We start from the raw sequence: 26,860 nt of genomic DNA, 5'->3' as shown, positions 1-26,860 counted from the left end.
AGTTCCGGTAGCGGGCGATTGACCGGGAGCCGGGCCCGCCCTAAGCCAGCGACACCACTTCGCCGACCACTTGCTCAGATGAGGATGCCTTGGCCCGCAAGCCGCCCCGCCAGTCCCACAACCGTCCCGACGCCCGCCCGCAAGACCGCGCCAACAGGGCGAAGACCGCGCGCGTTTCAGCCTCCGGGAAGGACGCGGCATCCCCGAAGCCCCAAGACCATGCGGCCCCGGCTTCGCGCGTGGCCCCGCGCGGCGCACGGAAGGTGACCGGCCACTGGCCCGTGATGCTGGAGACAAAAGGCTGGGACGACTACGCGCTTCTCGACATGGGAGACGGGGAGAAGCTGGAGCGCTACGGGACTTATGTCATCCGCCGGCCCGAGGCCCAAGCGATGGGCGCACGGCGCCTCGCGGCTGCGCATTGGGAGCAGGCGGACGCCACCTTTACCGGCGACATCGAGGAGGAAGGCCCCGGCCGCTGGCGCTTTGCGCGGGAATTGCCCGAAACATGGCAGATGCAGGTGGGCGCGGCGCGCTTCAACGGCCGCTTCATGTCTTTCCGACACGTCGGCGTGTTCCCGGAACAGATCGCCCACTGGGAGTGGACGGAGGCGCGCATCCGGGAGGCCAAGCGCCCACTGAAGGTCCTGAACCTCTTCGGCTACACCGGGCTTGCATCGCTGCTTGCCGCACACGCTGGCGCGGAGGTCACCCATGTCGATGCGTCCAAGAAGGCGATCGGCTGGGCGCGCGAGAACCAGGCGCTTTCCGGCATGGACGACCTGCCGATCCGCTGGATCTGCGATGACGCGATGAAGTTCATCGCGCGTGAGGAGCGACGCGGCAACCGCTATGACGGGATCATCCTCGATCCCCCGAAATACGGGCGCGGCCCCAAGGGCGAGGTGTGGGACCTCTTCCGCGACCTGCCGGCCATGCTCGATCTGGTGCGCTCCGTCATGGCGAAGGACGCGAGTTTCGTCATCCTGTCGATCTATGCGATCCGCGCCTCCTTCCTTTCCAACCACGAACTTATGATGGACGTGATGCACGACCTTCCCGGCGCCGTTGAATCAGGGGAACTGGTGATCCGCGAGAAGGGCGACGCAAACCGGGCGCTCTCAACATCGCTGTTCTCGCGCTGGAGCGCAAAATGAGCGCCGACAGGAACGAGGCCGGACGCCCCGGCCAGGTCAAGACCGTCACCAGCGTCTCCAATCCGGTCATCAAGGAAATCAAGGCGCTCGTTTCCCAGCGCAAGCGACGCAAGGAGGCGGGGCTGTTCGTCGCCGAGGGGCTGAAGCTCGTCACCGACGCAATGGACGCCGGCTGGCCGATCAGGACGCTTGTGTTCGGCGGTGAAGTGCGCGACCAGCCGATGGTGTCGAAGGCGGCTGCCACCGCAAGGGCGCGCGGCGCGCTGGTGCTTGATGTTTCGCGCGCGGTGCTGACCTCAATCACCCGGCGCGACAACCCGCAGATGGTCGTCGGCGTCTTCGAACAGCAATGGGCGGATGCCGGCCGGATTGTGGCAAGCGACGGCGCGGTGTGGATCGGCCTGGACGAGGTGCGCGATCCGGGCAACCTCGGCACGATCGTGCGTACGGCCGATGCGGTCGGCGCCCAGGGCGTGGTGCTGATCGGCGATACGACCGATCCCTTCGCCGTGGAAGCGGTGCGGGCCACCATGGGCTCGATCTTCTATGTGCCGCTCGTGCGCATGAGCCGGGCGGACTTCCTGAAATGGCGGGTCAAGTGGCCGGGCGCTGTCGTCGGCACGCACCTGAAGGGCGAGACCGACTACCGCAAGGCGGACTATTCGCGGCCCACGATGCTGCTGATGGGGACCGAGCAGTCGGGTCTGCCTGAAGAAATGGCGGACGTATGCTCGGATCTCGTGCGGATTCCGCAAGCCGGCAAGGCGGACAGCCTCAATCTGGCCGTTGCCACCGCCGTCATGCTGTTCGAGATCAGGCGCAACAAACTGGAGCTTTGAACGATGCGGCTTTTCGTCTTCGGCCTCGGCTATTCCGCTCGCGCCTTCGTTGAACAGATGCGCGACCGGCTCGACTGGGTCGGCGGGACGACGCGCTCGACGGAGAAGGCATCGGTCTTGCGCGCGGCTGGGATCACGCCCTTTCTCTTCGACGGAGAGACGCCCGGCGCCGGCATCGCCGAGGCGCTCGGCCAGGCGACGCATGTGCTCGTTTCAATCGCGCCGGACGCGAACGGAGATCCGGTGCTCGCCCATTACCGCGCCGATATCGCAGCCGCCCGGCCCGAGTGGATCGGATATCTCTCCACGGTCGGCGTCTACGGCGATCACGACGGGGCCTGGGTCGACGAGGACACCGAGCCGCGGCCAGTCTCCGAGCGCTCGATCCGGCGCGTGGCCGCGGAAAAGGCATGGCTCGACCTTGGCCGAGAGACCGGCATTCCCGTCGGCATCTTCCGGCTTTCCGGCATCTATGGCCCCGGCAGGAACGCGTTCGTCAATCTGGAAAAGGGCAATGCCCGGCGTCTGATCAAGCCCGGACAGGTCTTCAACCGAATCCATGTGGAAGATATCGCCGGCGCTCTTGAAGCCGCGTGCGCCAAACCGACGACGCGCATCTACAACGTCACCGACGACGAGCCGTGCCCGCCGCAGGACGTGGTGGAATACGCGGCCGAACGGATGGGAGTGCCCTGCCCGCCGGCGATCGATTTCGCCACCGCCGACCTCTCGCCGATGGCGCGGTCCTTCTACGGCGAGAACAAGCGCGTCTCCAATGCCCGGGTGAAGCAGGAACTGGGCTACCGTTTCCGCCACCCGACCTACCGTGCCGCGCTCGACCACATGCTCGCCGAAGGCTGGCGCTGAAAGGCAGGATCAGGGAGCAGGCTGCCCCTTTCTGCGCCCCGCTGGACGTTCTACCCTTCGACAACAGCCAGAAGGGGAGGACAAGACATGGCGCACATTCCGCCGCTGCCGCGCGAGACGCATTCCGAATTCCAGGAACGCTTCGACCATTACGAGGCCACCCGGGGCTTCATTCCCAATTCGATCCTGACCATGCAGCGCAGGCCCGCGATCGCCGCCGCTTTCATGGCGCTCAACAAGGCCGTTCTCTACGAGGGCACAGTGCCTGAAGAACTGAAGATGCTGGTGAGCCTGATCGCCAGCCAGGCCGCGGGCTGCCGCTATTGTCAGGCGCACATGGCCAATCTCTCAGCGATCTACCAGGCCTCAGACGCCAAAATCCGCGCCGTGTGGGAATACGAGACGAGCGACCTCTTCTCAGACGCCGAGCGCGCCGCCCTCAACCTCGCCTTCAAGGCGTCGATCGTGCCAAACGCGGTCGAGGAGGCCGATTTCGCAGCCGTAAAGGCCCATTTCGATGAAAGCCAGATCGTCGAGATCGTCGCCTCCATTGCCCTCTTCGGCTATCTCAACCGCTGGAACGACACTATGGCGACGGACCTGGAAGACAAGGCCCGCCAGCTTGCCGAACGCGTGTTGAAACCGGTCGAATGGGAGGTCGGCAAGCACGGGGCCTGACCGGTTGGTCAATACCCCGGCAGCACGAGGATCTTCGGTCGCTCCGGCAGCGCATTCAGCGACAATATCACCGAGGGGCCGGCGTTCACCTGCACCGGCACGTCCTTGCCCATTTCGGCGAGGAACCGGTTGAAGCTGATCTGGCCGAAGTAATGCATGGGCAGGATGATCGAGGAGCGCAGGCGCCGTGCGACTTCAAGCATGCCCTCGCTGCCCATCGTGTAGCTGCCGTCGACCGGCACCATCAGGACGTCGATCCGACCGATCCGGGCGTAATGCTCGTCGGTGAGGCGGTGATGCAAGTGACCGAGATGGCCGATGCACAGACCCGCGACCTCGAAGATGAAAATCGAGTTGCCGTCCGGCTCCATGCCCTGAAAGCCGGAACGAATGTCTGTCGTCACGTTGCGGATGAGCACATCACCGACCTGCAGATGATAGTCTGCCGGCCCCTCACCCGTGTCCCAGCCGCGCAGGACGTGTTCGATCGCGGGATCAAGCAACTCCGTGTAATGGCTTGAATGGGCATGGTTCATCGTGACAACGCGCGGGATCACGCCGCCGGCATTGCCATTGTAGTCGGTGGCGATGGTAACGCCGTCGGCGCTCTCGATCAGGAACGTCGAATGGCCGATGAAGGTGATGCCGACCTCGTGTGGTGACAGCCGGCGATCGACCGCGGCCAGACGGAAGGGCGGCGGCGCCTCGGCAACGGCGAGACAGTGGCTGACGGGTGGCCTATCGAATTGCCTGTCAGGCGCCTGGACAGGCAAAGGCCCCGCCGCCATGGCCGGGACCGTGACAAGGATCGCGAACACCACCGCAACGGCGCGCAGCCACGCAGAGACGTCCGGTTTTGTCATGACGAGCTCCCTACCGTTTCAAAGATCAAGGGTATCTCGGTCACAGAACCAAACAAGACGCTACGTCAGATCCGCCGGCACACATCCTCGTGAAGAGCCGCCGGCGACGCCCGCGCCTTTCAGAAACGAACCGAAAGCCGGCCCGCGAAACTGTGATCGCGACTGTCGTCGGCTATCTGGCCGGAATAGCTCACATCGAAATGCACATCGGGCGTCAGCGTGATGTCGAGCCCCGCCTCCACAAGGGCGGCGTCGTCGGCGATTGGTGTGCCGGAGACCGCGAAGCTGTTGCCACCGGAAAACGCCGCCGTGACCGTGGGTTCGATATCGCCGAAGGCGTGCCGCCAGCCGAAGGCTCCAGATATGGTCGCGTCGACCCCTGTGAGGATCTGGAACGCCGAGGAAACCCGAAGGCCCAGGGTCGTCATCCCGACGTTGGATGTTTCGTCGTCGATCGAAAGCCCGGCGATGGTCGTTTCGCTGTAGGCGTCGCTCTGCACGCCGACATAGGCGAGGCCCGCGAAGGGATCGAGAACCACGCTCCCCATTGGCATTGCATAGTCCGCCTCGCCGAAGACCTGGATCGTATTGGCCGTATAGGACGCGCGTGGTCGATAGCTGGCGGCACCGACGGCGACCGACCGGGCGCTGTCGATATCGTGCCAGGTGTCGGCCGCACCAAAACTGAAAGTCACGGGCCCAAATGCCGCGCCGCCATAGGCGGCGATCGTGAAATTGTCCGCCTTCGAGGAAGAACCGAGCGCGTTGGCATCGTAGAAGCTGCGCCCGTAGCCAACCGCCAGCCCCGCACGGAAGGTGTCGCCGAACGGCATGTCGAGGCCGGCCATGATGCCGGCGGATGTGCGGTCCATCGAGGAGACGCCACCGCCGACAGTGCCGACGGACCCATAGACGCGGGCCCAGGTGTTGAGACCGAGCGGCGCATCGGGGTTCTCGCCGTGAGTACCGACGGCGGCCGAGGATACATCGCCGAAGACGTCGCGGACCCGTGCGTTCATGATCGAGCGCAGATCCGCCGTTTCCAGCACCATGGCGCTCAAGGCGCTTGCCTGTGCCTCGCCCGACAGTGCTGTGAAAGCCTGACGCGCGTCAGAGGTCGTGAGGCTGGTGATCTCGTCGTAGAGCGTCGTGCCGGCCCCGAGGGCTTCCACGGCGCCGGCCACACTCTTCTGGTTGGGCGTTGAGCTCACGTCGGTGAAAGAGGTCGAGGAACGTGTGACGTCCAGTGTGACACTATTGGTGTCATAGCTGACGGCAAAGTTCAGGAACGGCAGGTCGTCGGGCGTGTCTTCATCGTCAAAGGTCGTCGCGATCGTGCCCACCGAGGTCAGGATCGTGTAGCTGGTCCCGGCGGAATAGATGCCGGAGGCATCCACAAAGGACACCGTTCCGGCAAGGGTCGCCGTGCCGCCCACCTCAATCATGCCGGAGAGCCCGTCCGCGTCGACACCGACGACGTAGGTCGTCCCGCTCGACTGCGTGTAGTCCCCGACGACGGTGAGCGTGCCTTCGACGATAATCGTGCCACCGCTCAGGGAGACGTCGTCGGAATAGGACTGGTCGCCGGTGAGGGTCCACGAGCCTGCGAGAATGTTCAGGTATTCGAAATCCGCGCCGCCGGCGAAGGCACCCGCGTCGTAACCATCGCTGTCGAGGTTGATCGTATCCACGCCGTCGCCGCCCTCGACCGTGCCCATAAACGTGGCGCCGGTGTAGACGTTCAGCGTGTCGTCGCCGCCGCCCATGTCGAGCGCCAGTCCGTTGGCACCCGAGATCGTGCCGTAATTGGTGATCGTGTCGTCCTGGTCGCCGACCAGCCTGATACCGTAACCGGCGAGCCCTTCGATCGTGCCGTAGTTGACGATTGTGGTCGCGTAGGGCGCATCGCCGGCGTCGCTGTCGTCGATCAGGATGCCGTTATCGGCGCCGCTGATCACCGCATCCGCCGTGGCGTTGGTGATCTCGCCGCCGCCCATGGCGATGCCTTCGGAGGTGTTGGCCGAGCCGTCCTTCTCGCCCTTGGCGCCGGTGCCCTCGATCGTGCCGTAGTTCGTGATGACGCCATAACCGTCGATATCGACCCCATCGCCGTCGCCGTTTTCCGACACCTCGTCGATCGTGCCGGTGATCGTGCCGTAGTTGATCACGGTGCCGTCGCCGTCGGAGCCGATGCCGGAGCCGTTACGGCCGGTAACGGTGCCGTAGTTCGTAACAGTCAGGTTCGTGTCCGCGGTGATGCCGTGGCGCGCACCGGAGATCGTGCCCCAGTTGTAGATCGTGCCCGCGTTCGCCTGAAGATCGATACCGTCGGAGCTGCTGTCGGCCTCGTCATAGGAAACGATGGTGCCGTAGTTGTAGACCGTGCCGTTGCCAGAGCGCAGCGCATCCGCTCCCGTCGACTGGATCAGGCCGGTGGCACGGTTGGTGATCGTCACGCTCAAGTCGTCGTCGGACAGGTCGTCGAGATCGATGGCCTGTCCGCCACCGGTTGAAATGATTGTGCCCGAATTCTCTATATTGACGGTGCCCTCGGCGCCGCCCTTCGCCATCTTCAGCTTGATCGCGTCGTCGTCGCCGGCAATCGTCGCCCCAGCCTCGTTGACGATCGTGACGTACAGCTTGTCATCCTTGTCGGACTCGATCGCCCGGTCGTCGGACGACGTGATCGTGCCCGCATTGGTGATGGTCACGACGCCGCTGTCGGAATTGTTGATATAGACGGCAGGGTCGCCGGAGACATCCACCGTGCCGCCGGCATCCACCGTCAGGCCGTCGCTGTCCTCCAGCTCGATCTGGGTGGTTACGACCTCGCCGGACACAACGGCGGTGTCGGCGGCGAGCGCCGCCACCGGCGCCACGCCGCCCAAAAGAGCGGTGGCCAGCGCGGCACCGGTCGCCCGCACGACAAGACAGGACATTTACGAAGACCCCCAAGCACAGATTTGAAACCGTGCACTAGCGGGGATTCATGACATCTTAATTACAATCCGGTCTCACAGAACGCACTGTCGTCATGGCTGCACCTTACAGAGACCGTGTCGGGACCCCGCCCCTTACCCCGCGGGCTGGGCCACCATGCGCAGGTAAGGTTTCACGGTCCGGAAGCCTTCCGGGAAAGCCTTTTTCGCGTCCTCATCCGATACCGTCGGCACGATGATGACGTCCTCGCCATGCGCCCAGTTGGCCGGGGTGGCGACCTTGTGCTTGGCGGTGAGCTGAAGCGAATCCACCACGCGCAGCACCTCGTTGAAATTGCGCCCCGTGGAGGCCGGGTACTCGATCTTCAGCTTGATCTTCTTGTCCGGCCCGATGACGAACAGCGAGCGCACCGTGGCGGTGTTGTCCGCGTTCGGGTGGATCATGCCGTAGGCGGTGGCGACAGTCTTCGAAGGGTCGGCGATCAGCGGGAAGTTCAGCGCCACGCCCTGCGTCTCCTCGATGTCGCCGATCCAGGCGCGGTGGTCCTCGATGGGATCGACCGACAGACCGAAGACCTTGACGCCACGCTTGTCGAACTCGTCCTTGAGCTTGGCCGTCATGCCGAGCTCCGTCGTGCAGACGGGCGTGAAATCGGCCGGATGCGAGAACAGGATCGCCCAGTGGCCGTCGATGGCGTCGTGGAACTTGAGCGGACCCTGCGTGGTCTCGACTTCGAAATCGGGCGCGGTGTCACCGAGAAGAAGAGCGGACATGAAAAGCCTCCTCGCTTTTGAAAAGTGAAAAACAAACGTAACGGCAGTGCACAAAAAATCAAACGGCAGCGCAAAAAGAAAGGCCGGCGCGCTCTGACTATCGCGAACCGGCCATCGAAATTCAATCGACTATTGCGGGCGCGGAAACCGCAGCCCGATCAATCGTCCATCTTGAGCGCCTGGATGAAGGCTTCCTGCGGGATCTCCACCTTGCCGAACTGACGCATGCGCTTCTTGCCCTCCTTCTGCTTGTCGAGGAGCTTGCGCTTGCGGGTGGCGTCGCCGCCGTAGCACTTGGCGGTCACGTCCTTGCGCAGCGCCGACAACGTCTCGCGCGCGATCACCTTGGCGCCGATAGCGGCCTGGATCGGGATCTTGAACATGTGCCGGGGGATCAGTTCCTTCAGCTTCTCGCACATGGCGCGGCCGCGCCGTTCGGCCTGGCTGCGATGGACGAGCACGGAAAGCGCATCGACCGGCTCGTCGTTGACGAGGATCGACATCTTCACGAGATCGCCGGCGCGGTAGTCCGTAAGGTGATAGTCGAAGGAAGCGTAGCCCTTGGAGACGGATTTCAGCCGGTCGTAGAAATCGAACACGACCTCGTTGAGCGGCAGGTCGTAGACCACCATAGCGCGCGAGCCGACATAGGACAGATCGACCTGTATGCCGCGCCGGTCCTGGCAGAGCTTGAGAATGGCGCCGAGATATTCGTCCGGCGTCATGACCGTCGCACGGATCCAGGGCTCCCGGATTTCCTCGATCTTGACCACGTCCGGCATGTCGGCCGGATTGTGCAGCTCGATTTCGGAACCATCCGTCAGGGTCATCTCGTAGACCACCGAAGGCGCGGTGGCGATGAGATCGAGATCGAATTCCCGCTCCAGCCGCTCCTGGATGATTTCCAGATGCAGAAGCCCAAGGAACCCGCACCGGAAACCGAAACCGAGGGCTGCGGAGGTTTCCATCTCGAAGGAGAAGCTGGCGTCGTTGAGGCGCAGCTTACCCATGGCGGAGCGCAAATCCTCGAAATCCGCGGCATCGACGGGGAAGAGACCACAGAAGACCACGGGCTGCGCCGGCTTGAAGCCCGGCAGCGCTTGTGTCGTCGGCTTGCGATCATCTGTGATGGTGTCGCCGACCCGGGTGTCGGCCACCTCCTTGATCGAAGCGGTAAAGACGCCGATCTCGCCGGGCAGCAGTTCGTCTTTGATCAGCAGCTTCGGCGTCATCACGCCGACACGGTCGACGTCGTACACCGCGCCCGTGCCCATCATGCGGATGCGCTGGCCCTTCTTGAGCGAGCCGTCGATGACGCGCACCAGCACCATGACGCCGAGATAGGCGTCGTACCAGCTGTCGACCAGCATGGCCTTCAGCGTCGCGTCCGGATCGCCCTCGGGTGCCGGCAGGCGGTGGACGATCGCCTCCAGCACGTCCTCGATGCCGAGGCCGGTCTTGGCCGAGATCATCACCGCATCCGAGGCGTCGAGGCCGATCACATCCTCGATCTGCTGCTTGATGCGGTCGGGTTCTGCCGCAGGTAGGTCGATCTTGTTGAGGACGGGAACGATCTCATGGTCGTTGTCGAGCGCCTGGTAGACGTTGGCGAGCGTCTGCGCCTCCACGCCTTGCGAAGCGTCAACGACAAGCAGCGAGCCTTCGCAGGCTGCCAGCGAACGCGAGACCTCGTAGGCGAAGTCGACGTGGCCCGGGGTGTCGATCAGGTTCAGGAAATACTGCTTGCCGTCCTTGGCGTTGTAGATCAGCCGGACGGTCTGCGCCTTGATCGTGATGCCGCGTTCCCGCTCGATGTCCATCGAGTCGAGCACCTGCTCCTTCATTTCACGCTCGGAAACCGTGCCGGTCGACTGAATCAGCCGGTCAGCCAGCGTCGACTTGCCGTGGTCGATGTGCGCGACAATGGAGAAGTTGCGAATATGGTCGAGTTTCTGCGTCGTCATGGCCGCTCAGATAGCATTGAGCGATGCCGGCGCAAAGCGGAATTGGCGAACGAGCCGATCGCGGGCGCAAAAACAAACAGGGCCGCACAAGGCGGCCCATCTCAAATACAAAGAGGGCCGCACAAGGCGGCCCTCCGTGAGATCGATATGACCTTGTGTCCGGATCAGATCCCGACGGAAACTCTCTTCGCCAGAGGCTGCTCCAGCGTCGATACCTTCCGCCCAGACATCAGGGCCACATTCAGGGTCTCACTCGACATGGGCTCACCTCCTTTCGGTTGTTGACGACTTCCCAAAAGTAGTGCGCATCCAAAGCCGTTCAAGAGCGGGTCGCGCCACCGAATTCACGCAAGAATCCATCGACCTCGGCAAAGGTGACAAGGCGGAAGCGGGCTTTGCCTGCGGGCACGCGCTCGTAAAGCCGCTTCATTTTCTCCCGAGCGGTTTTGCGCGTGCTCCAGATCCAGATCAGAAACTCCAGATCGAAGCGTTCGGGACAGCCTGGCGGCAGATCCGGACGAGCATGTCCATGGAAGCGGAATGTCCGTCTGAGAACACGGAGCGAACGCGTTGCGAGAGGCACGTCGAGCCAGATCAACATGTCGCAACGCTCCAGCCGCTCCTCCCAAGTGGAGGAATGTCCCCCCTCGATAATCCATCGCGGTCGGGCATGGGCTTCGCGGCAAAGCACGTCCACCTCAAGCCTTGGACGCTGGATCCAGTCGCTCTGCCAGAGCAGTTGATCGATATGGACGACCGGCAGGCCGGTCGCGTTGCCGAGCGCCCGCGCAAGCGTGGACTTGCCCGAACCGGGCTGGCCGACAATCATCACACGCTGCATTCGCCCGGCCCGTCGCTATCGCGCCTGCAATACGGAGATGCACTGTTTCGGCAACGCCGCCAGTGTCAGCGGCGGCTTGGGTTTCGCGGGCTTTGCGTCCGGTTTCGGCACCCAGGGTTCGTCCGACATCCACCAGGCAAGCGACTTGCCGCAACCGTCCCCCGGCGGCGGCGGCGCCTGATTTTCACAGGCCGCATCGCCGGACGGACACTTGAGCCGGACATGGAAATGATAATGGTGCCCCCACCACGGCCGAACGACCCGGAGCCATGAGCGGTCGCCCGTCTCGAACTGGCAAAGCGCCTTCTTGATGCCCGGCGAGACGAAGATTCGCGCAACGCGAGGATCTTGAGCAGCACGGCGGATGAGCCTTGCATGTGCGGCGGTGAATTTCTTCGGGTCGACCGTGCGATCGGCGCCTTTCACGTCGAGGCGTCCGCGCAACATGGAGACGGCGGAGACGTTCTCGCGCTCCGAGGCGGTCATCACGTGATCGGGCATCTGCTTCAGCCAGATATCGGCATCGAGCCCGATCTGGTGGCTGGCATGGCCAGATGTCATCGGCCCGCCGCGCGGCTGCGCCATGTCGCCGACCATCAGCCCACGCCAGCCGAGCTTCGGCGCGTCGCGGCCGAGATCCTCCAGATAGTCGATCAGTTCCGGCTGGCCCCAGAAACGGTTGCGCGACAGACGCATGACCTGGAAGCCCGGACCGTTCTGCGGAAGCGCCACAGCGCCGGCCTGACAGCCTTCGGCGTAGGATCCGATCGCCTGCGGCTTCATCGGCGCGGGGCCTTTCGCCTTGCCAAAGTAGTCGCGCGCCGGCGCGTTCAGGCTCACCGTGACCGGCGCCCGGGAAGACGACTCGGGCAAAGAAGGCGCCGTAAGAGACGCCGCCCCCGCTCCGGGCTTGGGGACCGGCAGCGGCTGGGCCGACAACGCGGGGGAAAACGCAAGAACAGCGAAGAGTGCCGAAATCGATCCGGTTCCAAGTACCCGCATCACCGGCACAGGACAGTGCGTCATTCCTCTCCCCTTCTCCACGCGCCGCGCCTGCGGCCTGGGTGATTCGCGCCTGCGATTGAGAAGGGCAATCGTGAGCACATTATGGTTCGGCGTCGCGAGGGAACCGCCGTCAGCCGCCGCTGCGCTCGGCTCCACGCACCGCTTGCCCCACGCCGAATTCGGCCAGCGCCGGCAGCAGACGCCCTTCGATATCCTGCGGGCGCGAAAGCCGGTGGTCGCCGTCACGCACGAGCGTCACCGTCACGTCGCTCGACGGCAGCCGCGAGACCAGTTCCATCGCATGCTGCCAGGGAACGTCCGCATCCTGCATGCCTTGGAGAATACGAACCGGACAGCCGGGGTCGATGGAACCGCCAAGCACAAGGTTCCTGCGTCCGTCCTCGATCAGTTCGCGGGTGTAGATGTAGGGCTCGTCCGAATATTCGGAGGGGCGTTCGTAGCGGCCGGTCGTCTCGATCTGGTGCTTCACGTCATCCGGGAACTCCTTCCAAAGCAGTTCCTCGGTGAAGTCGGGCGCGGGCGCGACGAGAACGAGGCCGGCGACGTTTCCGGTGTGCTTGCGCGACAGGGCGAGAAGCAGCGCAAGCCACCCGCCCATCGATGAGCCGACGATAATGGTCGGCTGTGTGCAGAACCGGTCGAAAACGGCTTGGGTCTCCTCCAGCCAGCGCGAGATGGTGCCGTCGACGAATGCGCCGCCAGACTCTCCGTGGCCCGAATAGTCGAACCGCGTGACGGCATTGCCCGCCTCGCGCGCCGCCCGGGCGACCTCAACCACCTTGGAGCCGAGCATGTCGGACTTGAAGCCCGACAGCCAGATGACGCCGGGCGCCTTGCCGGGCTCGTGGCGCACGGCAATCTGCCGTGCTGCGGCACCTTCGCCCACGGAAAGGAATTGCGGTTCGCGCTCACTCATCTAATAGGTTCCCGTCAAAAGCCTCGCCCCCGAATTCGGGTGTGGCACAGGCGCAAGGAGAATTAAACCCCGTGACGACGATCCTGCAGGTCCTGCCCGAACTGGAAACCGGCGGCGTGGAGCGCACGGCCGTCGATATCGCCCAGGCCTGCACGGCACGCGGCTGGCGGGCGCTGGTGGCGAGCCAGGGCGGGCGGCTGGTGGAGGAGCTTGAGAGCGTCGGCGGCGAGCACATCTTCATGCCGCTTGCCTCCAAGAACCCGTTCGTGATGGCCGCCAATGCCGGCAGGCTTGCCGAGGTCGCGCGGCGCGAAGATGTTTCCATCCTGCATGCCCGCAGCAGGGCACCTGCGTGGTCGGCCCTTCATGCCGCCCGCAAGACCGGCACGCCTTTCGTCACCACTTACCACGGGGCCTATGGGCAGAAAAACCCGCTCAAGAGCCTCTACAATTCCGTCATGGCGCGCGGTGACGCCGTCATCGCCAATTCGCATTTCACCGCCGGTCTCATCCGCGACAGGCATGGCGTTTCGGGAGACCGCGTCACGGTGATCCATCGCGGCACCGATATCGACGAGATCGCCAAGGTTCCGGCAGAGCGGATCGCCCGGCTGCGGGCCGCATGGGGTGTTGAGGAGGGCGAGCGCGTGGTGCTGCAGCTCGCCAGGCTCACGACCTGGAAGGGACAGGGCGTGACGATCGACGCCTTTGCGGCGCTGGACCCGGCTCTTCGAAAGGATTGCGTGCTGATCCTGGCCGGAGACGCACAGGGGCGCGAGGCCTATGTCGCCGAACTGGAAGCGTGCATTGCCTCACACGGCCTGACGGGACGGATCCGCCTCGTCGGCCACTGCGCGGATGTTGCCGCGGCCATGAACGCGGCCGAGGTGGTCACTGTTTCCTCCATCGAGCCGGAGGCGTTCGGTCGCGCGGCCGTGGAAGCACAGGCTGCCGGCAGGCCGGTCATCGTCTCCGACCTCGGCGCCGTTCCCGAGACGGTGCTCGCACCGCCGCAGGTTGCGGCCGACGAGCGTACAGGTTGGCGCGTCCCGGCGAATGATCCGGCCGCCCTGTCGAAAACCTTGAGCGAAGCTCTGACGCTCGACGCGAGGGACCGGGACGCCCTTTGCGCGCGCGCCCGGGCCAATTCGACGCGGTTCTCGCTTGAGGCGATGTGCGACGCGACACTGGCCATCTATAGCCGCCTCCTCGGCTAACCCCTTGGCACTAGGTACCACGGACCCCATATCCAAGTTCGTGAATCGAAACGACACTCCCCACCTGCTTTGGCGGGCTTGGTTGACTTTTCCGCACTTTCGCGGAATTCTGACAACTGCAACGTAAGCGCGCTGACCCTGTTGCCCTGCTCGTGCGCATGCCGGGCGGGGCTGAGTTGTATGGATGATTGTTCGTTGAATGGGCGATTGTCCGGAGCGACCGCGCGGGAATGTGTCGCGTTTCGTTTCCTAGAGCAGCGATCGGCAATTACAGAGGAGATACCGACCATTCGCCGTCCGTTCCGCGCACCGCCGCCCCAGAAGGAGGGGCCGCGCATTAACGAAGACATTCGCGTTCGCGAAGTCCAGTTGATCGACCACGAAGGCCAGAACCGGGGTGTTGTCCCGGTGGAAGAGGCTATGGAGATCGCCGGTGAGGCCGGTCTCGACCTCGTGGAGATCCAGCCGAACGCAAATCCGCCCGTTTGCAAGATTCTCGACTACGGCCGCCACAAGTACCAGGCGCAGAAGAAAGCCGCCGAGGCCCGCAAGAAGCAGAAGACCGTCGAGCTCAAGGAAGTGAAGATGCGTCCCAACATCGACACCCATGACTATGAGGTGAAGATGAAAAGCATGCTGCGCTTCTTCGATGACGGCGACAAGGTGAAGGTGACCTTGCGCTTCCGCGGCCGCGAAATGGCGCACCAGGACCTCGGCTACAAGTTGATGCAGAAGGTCAAGGAAGAGACCGCCGAGATCGCCAAGGTGGAATTCGAGCCCAAGGTCGAAGGCCGCCAGATGATCATGATCCTGGCGCCGCGCTAAGGCGACAGGGTTTTCCGGTTTCAAAGGTTCAAATGCCCGGCCTCGTGCCGGGCATTTTGCTTTGAATGCCGACCTTGAGGGAAACGGCGGGCAAGCGGCAATCCCCCGCTTGCATTGTCGCGCCCTTCCTCCTATAAACCCGCGGTTCCGAGCCGCCCGGCGCAAAGGGCATGCCGCGGTGGCTCACGAATGCATCCAACGATCAGCGGCCTTGCCGGTCCCGTCAGGGGATGAGAGCAGGTCGCGCCAAGAAAGGACGCAAAATGCCCAAGATGAAAACGAAATCGGGCGCCAAGAAGCGCTTCAAGGTGACGGCGTCGGGCCGGGTGAAAGTCGCCCAGGCCGGCAAGCGGCACGGCATGATCAAGCGGACGAAGAAGTTCATCCGCAATGCCCGCGGCACGATGGTCCTCGCGGATCAGGATGCCAAGATCGTCAAGAAGTACATGCCCTACCTCTGAAGGTAGCGGCTAGAAGAGACGACCAGGAGATCAGCCAATGTCGCGCGTCAAACGGGGCGTTACCGCCCATGCCCGTCACAAGAAAGTCATCAAGGCCGCCAAGGGCTACTACGGCCGCCGCAAGAACACCATCCGCGTTGCCAAGCAGGCAGTGGAGAAGGCCGGCCAGTACGCCTATCGCGACCGCAAGGTCCGCAAGCGGAACTTCCGCTCGCTGTGGATCCAGCGCATCAACGCTGCCACCCGCGAGCACGGCCTGACCTACGGCCGCTTCATCGACGGCCTGAACAAGGCCGGCGTGGAAGTCGACCGCAAGGTTCTTTCCGATCTCGCCATCGCTCAGCCGGAGGCCTTCAAGGCCCTGGTCGACAAGGCGCAGGCGGCTCTCGCCTGAGGCTTTAAAGCCTGAAGAGTTGACGAAAAGGGCGCGCCCGCCGGGCGCGCCCTTTTTGTTTGCGCCGAGGACCGGGCCAATAGCGCGGGGATGACAATCGCGCCTGGGGTCGCCTGGGGCCGCCGGGGGCCGACACCATCCGGCCAATCCATGTTGGACCTTGCCCGCGCGGTGCCTATCTACCGGGAAAACCCGCATTTGAAGCCCGGAAGGCCATTCCATGAAACTTTCCGTCCTCGATCTCGCCTTCGTCGGTGAAGGCGAAACCCCGCGCGAGGCCCTGCATCACTCTCTCGACCTCGCCCGCCATGCCGAGAAGCTCGGCTACGAGCGCTTCTGGCTCGCCGAGCACCACAACATGATCGGCATCGCCAGCGCGGCGACCTCCGTCGTGATCGGTTACATCGCGGCCGGCACGTCCAGGATCCGGGTGGGCGCAGGCGGCATCATGCTGCCGAACCATTCGCCGCTGGTGATCGCCGAGCAGTTCGGCACGCTGGAAACGCTTTATCCCGGCCGCATCGACCTCGGCCTCGGGCGGGCGCCGGGCACCGACCAGGTGACGCTGCGGGCGCTGCGCCGCTCCTACGAGAGCGCGGAGAACTTCCCTCAGGACGTGCTAGAGTTGCAGGCGCTGCTGGCGCCGGCGGGCGAGAACCAGATGGTGCGCGCGGTGCCCGGCTCCGGCACCAACGTGCCGCTGTGGATCCTCGGATCGAGCCTCTTCGGCGCCAAGCTCGCGGCCATGCTGGGCCTGCCCTACGCCTTCGCTTCCCATTTCGCGCCGCAGGCAATGGAACAGGCGCTCAGCGTCTACCGCTCGGAATTCGTCCCCTCCGGCGTCATCGACAAGCCGTACGCGATCGTCGGCGCCAATGTCTTCGCCGCCGACACCGATGCCGAGGCCAAGCGGCTCGCGACCTCCCTGCAGATGCGCTTCACCGGCATGCTGCGCGGCGACCGCGGCCTGACGCAGCCGCCGATCGACGACATCGAGACCTACTGGACGCCGATGGAAAAGGCCCGGGTGCAGGAAATGCTTCGCTGCACCTTCATCGGCGCCCCCGAAACGCTGGAACGCCAGCTCTCGGAATTCGCGCGGACCGTGAAGCCGGATGAGATTATCGTGTCGTCATCCATCTACGATCACGCAGCACGGCTGAAATCCTACGAGATCCTCGCCGAGGTCGGGGCGCGAATTTCAGCCGGGGAAGCGGCCTGCGTCTAGCTTGGCGGCACAAAAGCCTGCGAGATCTCGATGAAATCCGGCAGTGCCTCGCAGGCCGCCGAATGAGCGGCGAGATACGGAAAGCGGGCTTCATCGAAGAGATCGCCATGCGCGTCGCGCACGAAGCGCAGCGCGCAGGCGACGGCGATGTCGGCGTGGCCAAGTTGGTCGCCGAACCACCACGGTCCCCGGCGGGCGGCGCGGTCGCGTTCGAGTGCCGTCAGCACGTCCGCGACCTGAGCGCGGCAGCGTGCGATCCAGGTATCGGAGGTCGCCTCGTGCAGCGCGCGTTCGTAGACGAGAGCGACCGCCTTGTCGGCAAGCCCGGTGCCGAGCGCCATGATCTTCAGCGCCTGCCGGCGCCGGACGCCGCTTTCGGCGATCAGCGCGCGCGCCCGACCGGCTATCTCGTCCAGATGATCAAGGATCGCGGCGCTTTCGATCAGGACCTCGCCGTCGTCGAGAACGAGGGTCGGCACGCGCCGCATCGGGTTCACGGCCGCGATCTTTTCGGCATCCCCGAAGACCGACCACGGGCGATGCTCGAAGCCGATGCCATAGAGCCGCATCGCGATGGCGACGCGGCGCACAAAGGGTGAATCGAACTGGCCGATAAGGATCACTGGCATCTCCCGACATGACAGAAGAGCGGGCGCCGGATGATTGGCGAGCCCGGTCGGCAATTAGGCCGACGCCCCTTAAAAAAGACAAGTACAATTGGCGGGGCGGTTCCTCTTTCCGACCCGACCGGAGCCAAAAGGCCAATTGGTCGCATCGTTGCTTGAGAGGCATCGCACAAACGGCTAAACCGCAGGCGGGCTTTGGTCAGGGCAAAGAGGCAGGTGCATGGACAATCTCAAGGCGGAGCTTCTGCGCGGCCTCTGGTACGTGGCGACCGTCGGCTCCGACGTGGCGCCCGGCAAGATGATCTCGAAGAAGCTGCTCGGCGAACTCGTGCTGATCGGACGCGACGCGAAGGGCCGCGTCTTCGCGCTGCGCGATATCTGCCCACACCGGGGCATTCCGCTGTCCTACGGCCGCTTCGATGGCGAGACCGTGCAGTGCTGCTATCACGGCTGGCGGTTCGACACGGCCGGCACCTGCACCGAGATCCCCTCCACCCACGAATACCAGACCATCGATCTGGAAAAAATCACCTGCGGCGCCTACCCCTGCAGGGAGCGGCAGGGACTGATCTGGATCTACTTTTCCGAGAATGGTGAGAAACCTGCGGACGGGCGCCAGCCCGAGCCGCCGATGCTGCCGGGATTTGCGGAAGGCGATGCGCCGAAGCTCGCGATCATGCAGCCCTTCGACTGCTCGGTCGACCATGCAGCGCTCGGCCTGATGGACCCGACTCACGCCGCCTTTGTGCACACCTCGTGGTGGTTCAAGAAGAACGGCGCCAAGCTCCGGCCGAAGGTGAAGGAATTCGCGCCGTCTGAACTCGGCTGGGCGATGGTGCGCCACAAGATCCCGCCGCAGAACATCGCCTACCGCTATCTCCTCGGCGACAACGTCACGACGGAAATCTCCTACCGCCTGCCGGGTCTCAGGATCGAGTATATCGAGGGCGACAAGCATCAGGTGTTGGGGCTCACCACGATCACCCCGATCGACGAGGATCACACCGAGGTCCGCCAGATCTTCTGGGCAAGCATGGGCTGGATCGCGCCCTTCAAGCCGCTGTTCCGGCACCTGATGAACGTCTTCCTCGGCCAGGACCGCCGCGTCGTCATCCAGCAGCGCGAGGGGCTCGTCTACAACCCCAAACTGATGCTGATCAACGACGCGGACACGCAGGGGCGCTGGTGGATGCAGCTCAAGCGCGAGTGGGCGGCATCGGCCGCCGCCGGACGTCCCTTCGAGAACCCGGTGAAGGCGAAGACGCTGCGTTGGATGAGCTGAGCGGAACGGATCAGCCTGAAGTCGCGGCCGCCCGGTGTCCCCAGGCCAGCGTGAAATTATAGCCCGCAGCCCGGAAATCCGAACGATCCAGCAGCCGGATAAAGGCATTCAGCGCGGGCGCGTCGAGAAAACCGTCCGCGATGATCTGTGGACCGATGGCGAGCGCGGTATCGCGATAAAAGCCCGTTGCCGCCAGCGTCGGCGTGTTGATGCCGCCCTGGAGATAGCTGGTCTCGCCATAGCTCTCCACGCGCTCCAGACCGGCCCTCGAAAGACGCAGGGCGAGGCTGCGACCAAGCTTGTAGTCGATGTCCCGGCTTTCGCTCCAGGCGCAGAAGGCCTCCCAGTAGGTCACCCATTCCGGTGTGCGGCAGGTCCAGATCATCTCCGTGTCGGGTTCCATCACCGCAAGCACCCCGCCCGGCTTCAGCGCTACCGCCAGACGCGCGATGATGGCGTTTCGCTCCGGAAGGTGATGCAAAACGTTGCGCGCGAGGATCAGCTCGAAACCCTCACCGTCTCCCTCCTGCAGGATGGGATCGTGCACCACGTCTAGCCTCCGCACGATGACGCCGTCACCCGCCAGGCGTTCGATGAAGCTCGTCTCCAGATCCGTGCACACGGCCCGGCCGGAAGGCCCGACACGTTCGGCTATCCAGCGCGACATGGATCCGTTTCCGGCCCCAACCTCCAGGCACGTCCAGCCGGCGGCGAGGCCCAGTCGTTCCAGCCTGAAGCGGACGTAAGGATCGAGGAGTGACGACAGCAGCCCCAGCCGGCCCTCCTCAACCGGATTGTCGTGTGGCAACACGTATCCCAACATGATTTCCTCCCGGCAATAAATTCATGAAGTGAAACGATCCCAGCATAGCTGCACGCCGAAGAAACCGTCAGCCGGGATTCGCGCGCCACGCATACTTTTTCTTGCCGCGTGGAAGGGTCCGGCCGGCGTTCCCAGACCTTTGCGGGCGCATAACGGCGCGATCTGATTCCGGCTTGCGCTCGCGCGGTCGCCGGGTATGATCGCCGGGCTTTGCCATGGGGCTTTTCGATGACTTTCGGTCGCGGACAGTGCGAGATCGCCACGACGGCGCGGGAAACCGCAGCTGACGGCGCGCGCGCATTCTCCTTCCCTGCCCATCAGGGTCCCGCCTGCGGGCGATTTAGCCGCAACCGCTGACCGCGTCTGCATCAGGCGCGTCGGCGGTGCGCGCAAACGCATCCGAAGCCGCCCCTTGTGGCCTGCCCCGTGTGGATTGTCCTGACGTTTCTGCTAAAAGACCCATCGACATTCCGCCGCTGCCCGCGTGATCCCGCGCGGCGCGAAGATATCGAGTGACCATGTCCGACCTGCAAACCCTGGAATCCGAACTGACGGCCGCCATCGAGGCAGCCGAAGACGAGACCGCACTGGAAGCCCTGCGCGTAAGCGCACTCGGCAAGAAAGGCGTCGTTTCGGAAAAGATGAAGACGCTCGGCAAGATGAGCCCGGAAGAGCGCCAGACCATGGGGCCCGCCCTGAACGGCCTGAAGGCGCGCATCACGGATGCGATCGCGGCCCGCAAGGACGTGCTGGAAGACGCAGCACTCGACGCGCGCCTCGCCTCCGAGCGCGTCGACGTGACGCTGCCGGTGCGCCCGGGGCCCGCCACGGAAGGACGCATCCATCCCGTTTCCCACGTCATCGACGAGTTGACCGCGATCTTCGCCGACATGGGCTTTTCCATCGCCGAGGGGCCGGACATCGAGACGGACGAATACAACTTCACCGCGCTCAACTTTCCCGAAGGCCACCCGGCCCGCGAGATGCACGACACGTTCTTCTTCCCCGAGAAGGAAGATGGCGACCGGCTGCTGCTGCGCACGCACACCTCCACCGTGCAGATCCACACCATGCGCGAGAGCGAGCCGCCGCACCGGGTGATCATTCCCGGCCGGACCTATCGCTGCGACAGCGACCAAACCCACACGCCGATGTTCCACCAGGTGGAAGGCCTCGTCATCGACAAGGGCGCCCATATCGGTCACCTGAAATGGGTACTGCAGGAGTTCTGCAAGGCGTTCTTCGAGGTCGACGACATCAAGATGCGCTTCCGGCCCTCGTTCTTCCCGTTCACCGAGCCCTCGATGGAGGTCGATATCGGCTGCGAATTCGCCGGCAACGAGATCCGCATCGGCGAGGGCAACGACTGGCTGGAGATCCTCGGCTGCGGCATGGTCCATCCGAACGTGCTCCGGAATTGCGGGCTCGACCCGGATGTCTACCAGGGCTTCGCCTGGGGCATGGGCATCGACCGCATCGCGATGCTGAAATACGGCATGCCGGATCTGCGCGCCTTCTTCGACGCGGACCTCAGGTGGATAAAGCACTACGGCTTCCGCCCGCTCGACCTGCCGACCCTGTTCGGAGGCCTCAGCGCCTGATGGGCCCGGGCGCCCGACGCGCCCGCCCGCCGCCGTCCCCTTTTCCGCAAGTAGAGCGATCCAATGAAATTCACCCTTTCCTGGCTCAAGGATCATCTGGAAACGGATGCCTCTCTCGACGAGATCGTCGAGACGCTGACGATGATCGGCCTCGAGGTCGAGGAAGTCATCGACCCGGCCGCCAAGCTCGCGCCGTTCCATATCGCCAAGGTGCTGGACGCCAAACCGCACCCCAATGCCGACCGGTTGAAGGTTCTGACCGTGGACGCCGGTTCCGGCGAACCGCTGCAGATCGTGTGCGGCGCGCCGAACGCGCGCGCCGGCCTCGTTGGCGTCCTCGCCCGCCCCGGCGACTACGTGCCCGGCATCGATGTCACGCTCTCCGTCGGCAAGATCCGTGACGTTGAGAGCTTCGGCATGATGTGCTCGGAGCGCGAACTGGAGCTTTCCGACGAGCACAACGGCATCATCGACCTGCCCGAGGATGCCCCCGTCGGCGCGAGCTACGCCGCATGGGCCGGGCTCGACGATCCGGTCATCGACATCGCCATCACGCCGAACCGGTCCGATTGCCTGGGCGTCCACGGCGTCGCGCGCGATCTGGCGGCGACCGGCCTCGGCAAGCTGATCGAGCCGCGCCGCGAGCCGGTGCACGGCGACGGCCCCTGCCCCGTTTCCGTGACGCTCGCCTTCGGCGATACGCCCTCGCTTTGCCCCGCCTTCGGCCTGCGGCTCGTCAAGGGCGTAAAGAACGGCCCCAGCCCGAAATGGATGCAGCAGCGCCTCATCGCGATTGGGCTCCGGCCGATCAATGCGCTGGTCGACATCACCAATTACATGACCTATGACCGCGGCCGGCCGCTGCATGTGTTCGATGCCGCCAAGGTCGCCGGCAACCTGGTGGTGCGGCGCGGCCGCGCGGGCGAGAAGATCCTCGCGCTCGACGGCAAGGAATATGCGGTCGATCCGAGCATGTGCGTCATTGCCGACGACAATGGCCTTGAATCGATCGCCGGCGTGATGGGCGGCGAGACGTCGGGATGCTCGGAAGAGACCACCGACGTGCTGATCGAATCGGCCCTGTGGGAGCCGATCAACATCGCCCAGACCGGCCGCAAGCTCGGGCTCAATTCCGATGCCCGCTACCGGTTCGAGCGCGGCGTCGATCCCGCCTTCATGATCCAGGGCCTTGAGGAGGCGACCCGCCTCGTCGTCGACATGTGCGGCGGCACGGCGAGCGACATGGAAATCGCCGGCGAGGTACCGGACCACGACCACATCGTCGATTTCCCGCTTGCGGAAGTGAAGCGGCTTTCCGGCCTCGAAGTCTCCCCCGCCGAGATCAAGGTCTTTCTGACGCGTCTCGGTTTCTGGGTGTCGGGCACGGGCTCGATCTGGAAGGTCGCGGTGCCGAGTTGGCGCCCGGACATCGAGGGCAAGGCGGATCTCGTGGAAGAGGTCGTGCGCATCGTCGGCGTCGACAAGGTGCCGACGACGCCGCTGCCGCGGCTCGATACCGTGGGGCGGCAGGTGCTGACCACCGGCCAGATCCGGCGTAACAAGGCGCGTCGCATGCTGGCGGCCCGCGGCCTCAACGAGGCCGTGACCTGGTCGTTCATCCCGCATGCCCATGCAACGCTTTTCGGCGGTGGACAGGACGAGGTCGTGCTCGCGAACCCGATCTCGTCCGACATGTCCGACATGCGGCCGAGCCTGATCCCGGGTCTTCTTTCTGCTGCACAGCGCAATGCAGACCGGGGCAACGGCGACGTGGCGCTGTTCGAGGTGGGCCAGGTGTTCCAGGGCGACAAGCCTGAGGACCAGAAGATGGTGGCGACCGGCGTGCGCCGCGGCACCGCCGTGATGACCGGTGCCGGACGGCACTGGTCGGGCACCGCTCCGGTGGTTTCCGTCTATGACGCCAAGGCTGACGCCATCGCCGCGCTGGAAGCCATCGGCGCGCCGACGGGCAATCTGCAGGTCTTCGCGGAAGCGCCGGGCTGGTACCACCCCGGTCGTTCCGGCACCCTTCGGCTGGGTCCGAAGAACGTGCTCGCCTCCTTCGGCGAGATGCACCCGAAAGTCCTGAAGGCGCTCGATGTCGAAGGCCCCATCGTTGCCTTCGAGGTCCATCTCGATGCGGTGCCGCTGCCGAAGGGCAAGTCCGGCCGCAGCAAAGGAGCGCTCGCCATTTCCGGCCTCACCCCGGTCCGGCGCGACTTCGCTTTCGTCGTCGATGAAGATATCGAGGCGGAAAAGCTGCTGCGCGCGGCGCGTTCGGCCGACAAGGCGCTCATCCAGAACGTCAATGTCTTCGACATCTACCGCGGCACCGGCGTGCCGGAGGGCAAGAAGTCGATCGCGATCGACGTCACGCTTCAGCCGGTGGAGAAGACACTGACGGAAGAGGACATCGAAGCCATCGCGGGCAAGATCGTGGCGGGCGTGGAGAAGGCGACCGGCGGGACGCTGCGCGGCTGACGCACATCGCGGGCGTCGCCGCCTCCGAAGCGGCGCCTCAATACCAATGGCCGAGGCCGCGCACCCGCATGCGCGGCCGCCCCACCGCGGGCACCAGGGAACGTCCGACCTTCGGCCGCGCGTCTGGATACCGGTCGCGGCCGCTTGCGCGCGGCACCAGTTCCATGATGCGGCGCACGCGCTCCTCGGTCGTCGGGTGCGTGCGCAAGAGCGATGGCTCCGGGATCCTGGAGCCCGGCAGGGCCATCGCCTCCCACATGCGCCCCTGTATCTGCTCCAGCTTCACCAGCGCCGCCGCGAGCCCTTCCGGATCGCCGGTCAGTGCGACCGCATCCAGATCGGCATCGTATTCGCGCGTGCGTGACAGGGCGAGCTGCAGCAGGCCGCCGACCGTCGGAGCGGCCAGAAGCAGCAGGATGCCGAGCCACGGCACCCCGACGCCGTTGGCGACCAGCATCGGAAGGTTGAAGAGCAGCATGAACAGACCGATCAGCGACATCGAGCTCGTCATGCGCGAGACGATGTCGGCCAGCGCCATGACACGCACATCGCCGTTGGCGACATGGCTAAGCTCATGCGCCATCACGCCGGCGAATTCGCGCAAGGAAAGCTGACGCAGCAATCCGTCTGTCACGCAGATCACCGCGTCGTCGCGCCCGCCGACGGTGAAGGCATTGAGCATCCTGCTCGGAACGAAATAAAGCTCGGGAACGGACGGAAGATCCGCACGCGCCGAAAGCTCGCGAATGATGTCATGTCCTTCAGGGAACACGTGGTCCGGCAGGCGGCGGGCGCGATAGAGTTTCAGCACCAGCCGAGGCGAGACGCGTGAGGCGAAATAAAGCGAAAGCCCGCCGCCGATCGTGACCCACACGACGCCCTCCAGCCCCGCAAGGGCCCATGCGCACACGGCCAGCAGCATCAGGCTGCCCCCGGCAAGCAGCCAGGTGTGCGCGATATTGAGAAGCTTGTGCCGCCTGCGAACGGTCGGGCTGAGGCGCTGCGGTTCCATCATTGTCCTCATATAGGACGTGAAAATGGAATACGCACCCTGCCGGGACATCGAGACCGGGAGCGCCGGTACGATGACAAGCGTCGTTCAGTGACGCCGGCACCCGGCATCCCGCCGGGCGTCGGGCAACATGACCTTACGCAGCCACATCTCTCAAGAAGGCCTCTACAGCCTCGTTGAGCGCCGTTGCCTGGTTTGCCACATCGAGCGCGGCTTCCTTGACGTCGGCAGCCGAACGCGTGGTCGCCCCCACATCGGTTTGGAGACCTGATATCGTCTCCACCACATGCCGCGTGCCGTCCGCGGCCTCCGCAATGTTGTGCGAGATCTCGTCCGTGGCCGCACCTTGCTGATCCATGGCCGCAGCGATGGACGCGGTGTAGTTGTTGACCTCTTCCATTGTTTCGCTGATGGAACCGATCGATCTGACCGCGTCGACCGTCGATTCCTGAATCGCTGCGATCTGGGAGCCGATTTCCTCCGTCGCCTTCGAGGTCTGCGTCGCCAGCTCCTTCACCTCCGCCGCAACGACCGCGAACCCGCGTCCGGCCTCGCCCGCGCGAGCTGCCTCGATGGTCGCGTTGAGCGCCAGCAGATTGGTTTGCTCCGCGATGGCCTGGATCAGACCGACAACCTCGCCGATCTTGCTCGATGCGGCGGCCAGCCCCTCGACCTTCTCGTTCGACGTGCGCGCGCTCTCCGTCGCCTTGGCGACGACGCGGGTGGTCTGTTCGATCCGCCGGCGGATCTCGCCGATGGACGCTGACAGTTCCTCAGCCGCGCTTGCGACCGTCTGGACGTTCGATGAGGCCTGCCCGGACACCGTGACCGTGTCGGTAACGCGCCCGGTCGTGTTGTCAGCAACGCCGGACAGCGTGTCGGCCGTGCCGCTCATGGTGCTGGTCGTCGTCAGGATCGCCTCAAGCCGCTGCCGGATTTCTCCACGGAAATCGGAGATGCGGGAGGCCACCGTGGCCTGTTTCTCGCGTTCCATCGCCCCGCGCTGTTCCTCTGCCTGGAGAAGGCCGGCGGATTGCGCGCGCGCATCGCTGGACTCATCGACCGCCCGGCGGGACGCGGCAAAGGCGCGGGACAGCCGGTTCACGAGCCACACCAGAACCGCAAGCTCGACGATAACGACCGACGCATGGACAACCACCCGCAGGAAATCGCCGCCGTTGGGAAACACCGCGTATGGAAACAGGAAGTTCAGCGTGAGGTGATGGACGGCGACAATGGCCGCGTAGGCGACGAGCGCCCGCCAGTCCACCCAGCCGGCCAGCATCGCCATGACGGCGAAGAAATACATGTGGGCGTCGATCTGGAAGGACGAGCCGTCATTCGTGCCGGCGAGAGCGAAAACCAGAAGGCTGACCATGGCCGCCATGGAGACGGCCGATACCAGCCGCGTCATCACGCTGGTGGCATCGCGCAACCATGCAAGTGTCGCGGCCACGGCCAGGAAAATCGCCATGATCGAGATCGCCAGATCCGGGCCCCCGTCGTGGTAGAGGGCGACGGCGATCACAAGCACGACGTTGCACCAGATCACACCCACGAAGGCCCGCGCGAATTGCAGCCGCAAGGCATGGAGCGAATTCAGCCGAATATCGGGCTGCACGTTCTCGGACATCAAAAGGCTCTCCCATCAACAAGGCAGCCCCCCGCAGCCGCGGGATCGACCACGATCCACGCTCCGGCAGAATAGAGGCGGCTCACGAAATCCCGGTGCGAGGAGGAGGCGACAACGACCCAGTCGGCGAAGCCGGAGCGCACGAAGCGCCCCTGCGCGGCCGCCACGACCTGCATCGCGGTCGAGGGCGGTTGCCACGGACCGACAATGACCGCAACCCGATCGCCGGATTTCGGCTGCAGACCGATCACGACGATTGCGACCGCGACCAGACCGGCGAAAGTCATAAAGAAAGTCCAGTCACGGATGCTCACGGCAAACGCCCTCCCCGCAATGTGCGCAATAGGCATTTCTTACCTAGGGATATTTAAATTTATACTAATGGTAATTACTGAAATTCGGCATTTTTTCGC

The 26,860-nt window shown here is 64.5% G+C and carries 24 protein-coding genes; 12 read left to right on the top strand and 12 right to left on the bottom strand.

Going from position 1 to position 26,860, the window contains the following annotated elements; all coding sequences use genetic code 11:
• Positions 1-263: 263 nt before the first annotated feature.
• The 4 genes from V2L18_RS13460 (at position 264) to V2L18_RS13445 (ending at position 3,541) form a co-directional block, all read left to right on the top strand.
• The gene (locus V2L18_RS13460) at positions 264-1,157 is read left to right on the top strand and encodes a class I SAM-dependent methyltransferase (protein WP_336178782.1); all 894 of its coding nucleotides are present in this window, start codon (positions 264-266) and stop codon (positions 1,155-1,157) included.
• Complete coding sequence (locus tag V2L18_RS13455) at positions 1,154-1,996, top strand: RNA methyltransferase (RefSeq protein WP_336178781.1); 843 nt, start codon at positions 1,154-1,156, stop codon at positions 1,994-1,996. The genes V2L18_RS13460 and V2L18_RS13455 overlap by 4 nt, the downstream gene beginning before the upstream one ends.
• Positions 1,997-1,999: 3 nt before the next feature.
• The gene (locus tag V2L18_RS13450; protein ID WP_336178780.1) at positions 2,000-2,863 is read left to right on the top strand and encodes an SDR family oxidoreductase; all 864 of its coding nucleotides are present in this window, start codon (positions 2,000-2,002) and stop codon (positions 2,861-2,863) included.
• A gap of 87 nt (positions 2,864-2,950) precedes the next feature.
• Positions 2,951-3,541, top strand: a complete 591-nt coding sequence (locus V2L18_RS13445; protein ID WP_336178779.1) for a carboxymuconolactone decarboxylase family protein — start codon at positions 2,951-2,953, stop codon at positions 3,539-3,541.
• 8 nt (positions 3,542-3,549) lie between these two features.
• Here the strand turns inward: V2L18_RS13445 and V2L18_RS13440 are convergent, their stop codons facing one another.
• From V2L18_RS13440 to V2L18_RS13410, 7 genes are all read right to left on the bottom strand, one after another.
• Entirely contained in the window at positions 3,550-4,404 is an 855-nt protein-coding gene (locus V2L18_RS13440) for an MBL fold metallo-hydrolase (protein WP_336178778.1), read from the bottom strand.
• A 119-nt stretch (positions 4,405-4,523) separates the two neighbouring features.
• Complete coding sequence (locus V2L18_RS13435) at positions 4,524-7,343, bottom strand: autotransporter domain-containing protein (RefSeq protein WP_336178777.1); 2,820 nt, start codon at positions 7,341-7,343, stop codon at positions 4,524-4,526.
• Between the two features lie 135 nt (positions 7,344-7,478).
• Positions 7,479-8,117: a peroxiredoxin gene (locus V2L18_RS13430; protein ID WP_336178776.1), complete on the bottom strand. Its 639-nt coding sequence runs from the start codon at positions 8,115-8,117 to the stop codon at positions 7,479-7,481.
• A 158-nt stretch (positions 8,118-8,275) separates the two neighbouring features.
• A complete protein-coding gene (lepA, locus tag V2L18_RS13425) occupies positions 8,276-10,081 on the bottom strand; it encodes a translation elongation factor 4 (protein WP_336178775.1) in 1,806 nt (601 codons plus the stop codon).
• A 319-nt stretch (positions 10,082-10,400) separates the two neighbouring features.
• Positions 10,401-10,910 carry an AAA family ATPase gene (locus V2L18_RS13420; RefSeq protein ID WP_336178774.1) on the bottom strand — a complete coding sequence of 170 codons (510 nt, stop codon included), beginning with the start codon at positions 10,908-10,910 and terminating at the stop codon, positions 10,401-10,403.
• Positions 10,911-10,937: 27 nt separating this feature from the next.
• Complete coding sequence (gene mepA / locus V2L18_RS13415) at positions 10,938-11,948, bottom strand: penicillin-insensitive murein endopeptidase (protein ID WP_336178773.1); 1,011 nt, start codon at positions 11,946-11,948, stop codon at positions 10,938-10,940.
• A 109-nt stretch (positions 11,949-12,057) separates the two neighbouring features.
• A complete protein-coding gene (locus V2L18_RS13410) occupies positions 12,058-12,864 on the bottom strand; it encodes an alpha/beta hydrolase (protein WP_336178772.1) in 807 nt (268 codons plus the stop codon).
• 71 nt (positions 12,865-12,935) lie between these two features.
• Between V2L18_RS13410 and V2L18_RS13405 the strand changes: the two genes are divergently transcribed.
• From V2L18_RS13405 to V2L18_RS13385, 5 genes are all read left to right on the top strand, one after another.
• Entirely contained in the window at positions 12,936-14,081 is a 1,146-nt protein-coding gene (locus tag V2L18_RS13405; protein WP_336178771.1) for a glycosyltransferase family 4 protein, read from the top strand.
• Positions 14,082-14,369: 288 nt separating this feature from the next.
• Positions 14,370-14,906: a translation initiation factor IF-3 gene (gene infC / locus V2L18_RS13400; RefSeq protein ID WP_336179124.1), complete on the top strand. Its 537-nt coding sequence runs from the start codon at positions 14,370-14,372 to the stop codon at positions 14,904-14,906.
• A gap of 263 nt (positions 14,907-15,169) precedes the next feature.
• On the top strand, positions 15,170-15,367 hold the full coding sequence (gene rpmI, locus V2L18_RS13395) for a 50S ribosomal protein L35 (protein WP_319772643.1): 198 nt from the start codon (positions 15,170-15,172) through the stop codon (positions 15,365-15,367).
• 37 nt (positions 15,368-15,404) lie between these two features.
• Positions 15,405-15,761 carry a 50S ribosomal protein L20 gene (rplT, locus tag V2L18_RS13390; protein WP_336178770.1) on the top strand — a complete coding sequence of 119 codons (357 nt, stop codon included), beginning with the start codon at positions 15,405-15,407 and terminating at the stop codon, positions 15,759-15,761.
• 220 nt (positions 15,762-15,981) lie between these two features.
• Positions 15,982-16,989 (top strand): LLM class flavin-dependent oxidoreductase, encoded by a 1,008-nt coding sequence (locus V2L18_RS13385; RefSeq protein ID WP_336178769.1) that lies wholly within the window; start codon positions 15,982-15,984, stop codon positions 16,987-16,989.
• On the opposite strand, the gene V2L18_RS13380 is transcribed toward V2L18_RS13385, so the two are convergent.
• The gene (locus tag V2L18_RS13380; protein ID WP_336178768.1) at positions 16,986-17,612 is read right to left on the bottom strand and encodes a glutathione S-transferase family protein; all 627 of its coding nucleotides are present in this window, start codon (positions 17,610-17,612) and stop codon (positions 16,986-16,988) included. The genes V2L18_RS13385 and V2L18_RS13380 overlap by 4 nt on opposite strands.
• 223 nt (positions 17,613-17,835) lie before the next feature.
• Here V2L18_RS13380 and V2L18_RS13375 point away from each other — a divergent pair, with 223 nt between their 5' ends.
• Positions 17,836-18,897: an aromatic ring-hydroxylating dioxygenase subunit alpha gene (locus V2L18_RS13375; protein ID WP_336178767.1), complete on the top strand. Its 1,062-nt coding sequence runs from the start codon at positions 17,836-17,838 to the stop codon at positions 18,895-18,897.
• A 10-nt stretch (positions 18,898-18,907) separates the two neighbouring features.
• Here V2L18_RS13375 and V2L18_RS13370 read toward each other — a convergent pair whose 3' ends face one another.
• Entirely contained in the window at positions 18,908-19,720 is an 813-nt protein-coding gene (locus tag V2L18_RS13370; RefSeq protein WP_336178766.1) for a methyltransferase, read from the bottom strand.
• 518 nt (positions 19,721-20,238) lie between these two features.
• On the opposite strand from V2L18_RS13370, the gene pheS reads away from it, so the two are divergent.
• A complete protein-coding gene (gene pheS / locus V2L18_RS13365; protein WP_336178765.1) occupies positions 20,239-21,321 on the top strand; it encodes a phenylalanine--tRNA ligase subunit alpha in 1,083 nt (360 codons plus the stop codon).
• 63 nt (positions 21,322-21,384) lie between these two features.
• Positions 21,385-23,802, top strand: coding sequence for a phenylalanine--tRNA ligase subunit beta (gene pheT / locus V2L18_RS13360; RefSeq protein ID WP_336178764.1), 2,418 nt, complete (start codon positions 21,385-21,387; stop codon positions 23,800-23,802).
• A gap of 37 nt (positions 23,803-23,839) precedes the next feature.
• Here the strand turns inward: pheT and V2L18_RS13355 are convergent, their stop codons facing one another.
• The 3 genes from V2L18_RS13355 to V2L18_RS13345 form a co-directional block, all read right to left on the bottom strand.
• Positions 23,840-24,814, bottom strand: coding sequence for a zinc metalloprotease HtpX (locus V2L18_RS13355; RefSeq protein WP_336178763.1), 975 nt, complete (start codon positions 24,812-24,814; stop codon positions 23,840-23,842).
• A 136-nt stretch (positions 24,815-24,950) separates the two neighbouring features.
• On the bottom strand, positions 24,951-26,447 hold the full coding sequence (locus V2L18_RS13350; RefSeq protein WP_336178762.1) for a methyl-accepting chemotaxis protein: 1,497 nt from the start codon (positions 26,445-26,447) through the stop codon (positions 24,951-24,953).
• Complete coding sequence (locus V2L18_RS13345) at positions 26,447-26,761, bottom strand: hypothetical protein (protein WP_336178761.1); 315 nt, start codon at positions 26,759-26,761, stop codon at positions 26,447-26,449. Before V2L18_RS13345 ends, V2L18_RS13350 begins: the two co-directional genes overlap by 1 nt.
• Between the last annotated feature and the right edge of the window lie 99 nt (positions 26,762-26,860).

The organism is Breoghania sp. JC706 (assembly GCF_037026715.1).
Taxonomy (GTDB): domain Bacteria; phylum Pseudomonadota; class Alphaproteobacteria; order Rhizobiales; family Stappiaceae; genus Breoghania.
Note: the sequence above shows the minus strand (reverse complement) of the source record. Positions and strands in the feature narration are given on the sequence as shown.